We start from the raw sequence: 5,521 nt of genomic DNA, 5'->3' as shown, positions 1-5,521 counted from the left end.
GTCGCGCAGCTGGCCGGCCAGGTCGACAGGCGTGGCGAAGGAGGAGACGGTGGTGACGGTGGCGCCGGCCCTGGTCGCGCCGTAGTAGGCCATCGCCGCTGGCCAGGGCGTTCGGGGTGAGGGCGCCGCCGGCCGGGTCGGGCTGGTAGGCGAAGGCGCCGCGCTGGTCGGCGGGGGCCGCGCAGCCGAGCTGGAACAGGGCGAGCCCGTCGAAGGCGGACTTGCCGGCCTTGGCGACGCCCGCCGGGTCGGTCTTCGCGGCGAACAGCGCGTTGACGGCGAGCCCGGTGGAGTTGGCGTCGCCCGGGTTGCCCGGGTTGTAGGCCCAGCTGCCGTCGGCGTTCTGGTTGGCCTTGAGCCAGGCGACGCCCTTGTCGACGGCGTCCTGGTGCCCGCCGAGGGCGACCAGGGCCTGGACGGCGACGGCGGTGGCGTTGCTGTCCTCGAACTTGGCGTCGCAGGCGGCGCCGGCGTTCCGGTAGGAGGGCCAGCCGCCGTCCTCGCACTGCTGGCCGGTGAGCCAGCCGACCGCGGAGTCGGCCGGGGTGATCTTGGCCGCCGCCAGCGCGGTGAGCGCGAGGGACTGCCGCCAGACGCCGTCGTACGTCGGGTCGCTCTTGCCGTACAGGCCGTCCGGGACGGTGGGCGGGGCGACGTCGGCGAGGGCCGGGCCGGCGGCGAGGCCGGTGAGCAGCGCGGCGGACAGGGCGGCGGCGCCCAGGCGGGCGGCGGTCAGCATGGTCGGGTGTGCCTTTCGGTGAGCGGTGGTGGCCCGGGCGGGGCCGTTCCGTAGTCCTCGACGGTGTCGGGCGCGAGGCCTCGACGGTGCCGGGCGCGTGCGCCCGGACCGGGGCGCTGCCGGGCGGTTCCCGTCGGCTCCGCGACGCGAACGGTCGGCCACGCCCCGCCGCTCGCCCCTCCCCGGGTGTTCCGACTCGCCCGGGCGGCCGCACGCGGCGCCGGACTCACGGCTGCGGGTCAGCGCCGGATTCGCACCGGCTTTCCCCGGAGGAGGAGCGGGATGGAGATGGAGTTGTGCTGCCCGTCGACTCTAGCCGCCGGAGCGCGCCGAGCGGCCCGAGCGGCCCCGATCACGGCAGGGAGCGGCAGGGGAGGCGGCAAAGGGGAGCGGCAGGAACAGGTTCCAGTCAGTGCCCGCCCGGGCGGCCGGTCACGGCAGGGTGAGCAGCCGGGCCGCGGTGTGCAGGTCGGCCCGTACCTCGGCGATCGAGGCGCGGCCGGAGAGCCAGGCGACCAGCGCCGAGTGCCAGGTGTGCTCGATCACCCGCACCGCCGCGCGCTGGCTCTCGGTGGGCGGTCCGGACTGGCCGATCGCGTCCAGGATGAGCTGCCCGGTGGCGACGCTGACCTGGTCCACCTCGGCCCCGACCGAGCGGTCCGCGAAGGACAGCGCCCGGACCATCGCCTCGGCCAGCAGCGGCTCGCGCTGCAGCGCGTGGAAGGCTCGGGTGAGCGTGTCGGCGACCCGCGGGGCCGGTTCGGGGTCGGTCGGCGGGTGCCGCCGGATGTGCTCCTGCAGGCCCTGCAGCTGCTCCAGCATCACCGCCACCAGCAGGTGCACCTTGGACGGGAAGTACCGGTAGAGCGTGCCGAGGGCGACCTGCGCGCTCTCCGCGACCTCCCGCATCTGCACCGCCTCGTAGCCGCCCCGCACCGCCAGCGCGGTGGCGGCCCGCAGGATGCGCCGGCGGCGTTCGGCCTGGCGGGCGGTCAGCGGCGGCTCGCCCGGGGGCGACAGCGGCGGCATCGTCGGAGGAGGGGGTGGCGGCAAGGGTGCTCCCGGGCGGGCGAGAGTGGCGGCGTGCTCCACATGGTCGGCAGGATCCGGCGTGGCGGGAATCACCAGCCCTGGCTCCTGAGGGAAAGCTACGGGCCGGTATCTTCGAGGTCTCTCCTTGTTCACGTGGTCGACGACGAGTTCCCCAGCCGGTGAAACCTGATCTACTTTAGCGACCGGAAGCAGGACCGGAAGCACGACCGGCAGCACCGATAGCAGCTAGAGAAGAGGGCCCAGGATGACCGCGCAGCCGCTGCGGATTGCCCTGCTGTCGTACCGAGGTGACCCCTTCTGCGGTGGTCAGGGCGTGTACGTACGGCACCTCTCCCGCGAGCTCGCCCGGCTCGGCCACCACGTGGACGTGATCGGCGCCCAGCCGTACCCGGTGCTGGACGAGGTCGACGGCCCCGGCTCGGTGCGCCTGGTCGAGCTGCCCAGCCTGGACCTCTACCGCGCCGACGACCCCTTCCGCACCCCGGCCCGCGGCGAGTTCCGCGACCCGGTGGACGTGCTGGAGTTCGCCACCATGCGCACCGGCGGCTTCCCCGAGCCGCTGACCTTCTCGCTGCGCGCCCGCCGCTACCTGGCCGCCCACAAGGGCCGCTACGACGTGGTGCACGACAACCAGACCCTCGGCTACGGACTGCTCGGCCTGGCCCGGCACGGCTTCCCGCTGGTCACCACGATCCACCACCCGATCACCGTGGACCGGCAGCTGGAGCTGGACGCCGCCACCACCCGCCTCAAGCGGCTCTCGCTGCGCCGCTGGTACGCCTTCACCCGGATGCAGCGCCGGGTCGCCGCCCGGCTGGACCACGTGATCACCGTCTCCGGCACCTCGCAGCGCGAGATAGCCCAGCACCTGGGCGTCGCGCCCGGCGCGATCTCGGTGGTGCCGATCGGCGCCGACACCCGGCTCTGGTCGCCCTCGGCGGAGGTCGGGCGCGTCCCCGGCCGGATCGTCACCACCTCCAGCGCGGACGTCCCGCTGAAGGGCCTGGTCTTCCTGGTCGAGGCGCTCGCCAAGGTCCGCACCGAGCGCGACGCCCACCTGGTGGTGGTCGGCAAGCCGCAGAAGGAGGACGGGCCGGTGGCCGAGGCGGTGCGCCGCTTCGGGCTGGCCGAGCACATCGAGTTCCGCAGCGGGCTGACCGACCGGGAGCTGGTCGACCTCTACCGCTCGGCCGAGGTCGCCTGCGTCCCCTCGCTCTACGAGGGCTTCTCGCTGCCCGCCGCCGAGGCGATGGCCACCGGCACCCCGCTGGTCGCCACCACCGGCGGGGCGATCCCCGAGGTGGCCGGGCCGGACGGCGAGACCAGCCTGGCGGTGCCGCCGGGGGAGGCGGACGCGCTGGCCGCCGCGCTCGGCCGGCTGCTGGACGACCCGGACCTGCGGGCCCGGCTCGGCGCGGCCGGACGGGAGCGGGTGCTCGCCCGGTTCACCTGGGAGCGGGCGGCCGAGCTGACCGCCGAGGCGTACCGCGCGGCGGTCGCCACCGGCGCCGGCGCCCGGGCCCGCTCGGGACCGGGCTGGCGGTACGTGGCCTGAGCGGTACGTGGCCTGAGCGGTACGTGGCCGGAGCGGCGCGTGGCGGCGCCCCGAGGTGACGGCGCTCCGGGTCGACGAAGTGCGTCGGGTCGACCAGCGCGTCGGGCGGTGCCTGCGCCGGCCGGCCCGATCGAGGCATGACGAAGCGTCAAGAACGCTTGGCAGCAATAGGAATGGGAGTCCAGCAGTGCTGACCGTCGATTTCTCGCGCTTCCCGCTCGCCCCCGGCGACCGGGTGCTCGACCTGGGCTGCGGCGGGGGCCGGCACGCGTTCGAGTGCTACCGCCGCGGCGCCAACGTGATCGCCCTCGACCAGAACGCCGAGGAGATCGCCGAGGTCAGGAAGTGGTTCGCGGCGATGGAGCAGGCCGGTGAGGCCCCCGAGGGCGCGTCGGCGGTCGCGATGGAGGGCAACGCGCTGGCGCTGCCGTTCGAGGACGAGTACTTCGACAAGATCATCATCTCCGAGGTGATGGAGCACATCCCGGACGACAAGGGCGTGCTCAACGAGATGTTCCGGGTCCTCAAGCCGGGCGGCCTGCTCGCCGTCACCGTGCCGCGCTGGCTGCCGGAGAAGATCTGCTGGGCGCTGTCCGACGAGTACCACGAGGTCGAGGGCGGCCACATCCGGATCTACCGGGGCGACGAGCTGCTCGGCAAGCTCAAGGACGCCGGCCTGGAGCCGTACGGCACCCACCACGCCCACGCGCTGCACTCGCCGTACTGGTGGATCAAGTGCGCGGTCGGCGTCGACAACGACAAGGCGCTGCCGGTCAAGGCGTACCACCAGCTGCTGGTCTGGGACATCGTCGGCACCCCGGTGATCAGCAAGCTCACCAAGGCCGCCGAGAAGGCGCTCAACCCGGTGATCGGCAAGAGCTTCGTCGCGTACGCCTCCAAGCCGAACCGCGGCGCGTCCAACCCGAACCGCGGCACGTCCGAGCCGGACCGCGGCACGTCCGACCCGGACCGCGTCGAGCCCCAGCGGGCGGAGGCATGACCGCCGCCGTCCCCGAGGTGCTGCTGCTCGACGGGGTGCTCGACGCCGAGCAGGCCGCCGACACCGTGCGCAGCATCCTGGCCGAGCAGCGCCCCGACGGCGCCATACCCTGGTTCGCCGGCCACCACCTCGACCCCTGGGACCACACCGAGGCCGCGATGGCCCTCGACACGGCCGGCGAGCACGCCGCCGCCGAGGCCGCCTACCGCTGGCTCGCCGCGACCCAGAACCCGGACGGCTCCTGGTACGCCGCCTACACCGACGGCGTGGTCACCGACCGGGCCAAGGAGAGCAACTTCTGCGCGTACATCGCGGTCGGGGTCTGGCACCACCACCTCAGCACCGGCGACGACGCCTTCCTGGAGTGGATCTGGCCGGTCGTCCGGCGCGCCCTGGACTTCATCGTCGGGCTGCGGCTGCCCGGCGGCCCGATCGCCTGGCGGGTCGACGAGGACGGCACCGCCACCGACGAGGCGCTGCTCACCGGCTCGTCCAGCATCTTGCACGCGCTGCGCTGCGGCCTGGCCGTCGCCGAGTACCTGGAGGAGCCGCAGCCCGACTGGGAGCTCGCGGCCGGGCGGCTGGGGCACGCCGTCTCCCACCACCCCGAGCGGTTCCTGGACAAGGACCGCTACTCGATGGACTGGTACTACCCGGTGCTCGGCACCGGCCTGCGCGGCCAGGCGGCGCTGGACCGGATCGAGCGGGACTGGGAGCGCTTCGTCGTCCCCGGCCTCGGCGTGCGCTGCGTCAGCGACCGCCCGTGGGTGACCGGCGGGGAGAGCGCCGAGCTGGCGCTCGCGCTCTGGGCGATCGGCCAGTCCGACCGCGCGGTGGACATCCTGCGCTGGATCCAGAAGCACCTGCGGCACGAGGACGGCTCGTACTGGACCGGGTACGTGTTCGAGGACGACGCGATCTGGCCGGAGGAGCGCACCACCTGGACGGCCGGGGCGCTGCTGCTCGCGGTGGCGGCGCTCGGCGGGGACCCGGCGACGGTGTCGGTCTTCGGCGGGGAGCAGCTGCCGGCCGGGCTGGTGGTCGAGGACTGCTGCTGATCTCGCGGGCCTTCTACCCGTACACGCCGTTCCGCTCCGGCACGGTGCTGGCCGTCCACGAGGACGCGATCCGCTCGCTGCTGCGGCTGACCGTGCCCGAGGAGGGCTTCGCGGCC

Annotated in this window: 5 protein-coding genes and 1 riboswitch; of the genes, 3 read left to right on the top strand and 2 right to left on the bottom strand. The window is 74.2% G+C overall.

What is annotated here, in order from left to right:
* Positions 1–739 (bottom strand): prenyltransferase/squalene oxidase repeat-containing protein (locus ABZW03_RS36445; RefSeq protein WP_355268432.1); only part of this gene is annotated, 739 nt, incomplete at its 3' end.
* Positions 740–923: 184 nt separating this feature from the next.
* Positions 924–1,006, bottom strand: a riboswitch (cobalamin riboswitch).
* Between the two features lie 165 nt (positions 1,007–1,171).
* Entirely contained in the window at positions 1,172–1,768 is a 597-nt protein-coding gene (locus ABZW03_RS36440; protein WP_355268429.1) for a TetR family transcriptional regulator, read from the bottom strand.
* A gap of 268 nt (positions 1,769–2,036) precedes the next feature.
* Here ABZW03_RS36440 and ABZW03_RS36435 point away from each other — a divergent pair, with 268 nt between their 5' ends.
* From ABZW03_RS36435 to ABZW03_RS36425, 3 genes are all read left to right on the top strand, one after another.
* Positions 2,037–3,347, top strand: a complete 1,311-nt coding sequence (locus ABZW03_RS36435; protein WP_355268426.1) for a glycosyltransferase family 4 protein — start codon at positions 2,037–2,039, stop codon at positions 3,345–3,347.
* A gap of 187 nt (positions 3,348–3,534) precedes the next feature.
* Complete coding sequence (locus tag ABZW03_RS36430; RefSeq protein ID WP_355268423.1) at positions 3,535–4,347, top strand: class I SAM-dependent methyltransferase; 813 nt, start codon at positions 3,535–3,537, stop codon at positions 4,345–4,347.
* On the top strand, positions 4,344–5,405 hold the full coding sequence (locus tag ABZW03_RS36425; RefSeq protein ID WP_355268420.1) for a prenyltransferase: 1,062 nt from the start codon (positions 4,344–4,346) through the stop codon (positions 5,403–5,405). Before ABZW03_RS36430 ends, ABZW03_RS36425 begins: the two co-directional genes overlap by 4 nt.
* The last annotated feature ends 116 nt before the right edge of the window (positions 5,406–5,521 follow it).

It is taken from the genome of Kitasatospora sp. NPDC004799 (assembly GCF_040609095.1).
GTDB lineage: Bacteria > Actinomycetota > Actinomycetes > Streptomycetales > Streptomycetaceae > Kitasatospora.
Note: the sequence above shows the minus strand (reverse complement) of the source record. Positions and strands in the feature narration are given on the sequence as shown.

Excerpts from the sequence above, each read along its gene's own strand:
- ABZW03_RS36440 (WP_355268429.1), bottom strand. The coding sequence starts at position 1,768 with ATGCCGCCGCTGTCGCCCCCGGGCGAGCCGCCGCTGACCGCCCGCCAG.
- ABZW03_RS36435 (WP_355268426.1), top strand. The coding sequence starts at position 2,037 with ATGACCGCGCAGCCGCTGCGGATTGCCCTGCTGTCGTACCGAGGTGAC.
- ABZW03_RS36425 (WP_355268420.1), top strand. The coding sequence starts at position 4,344 with ATGACCGCCGCCGTCCCCGAGGTGCTGCTGCTCGACGGGGTGCTCGAC.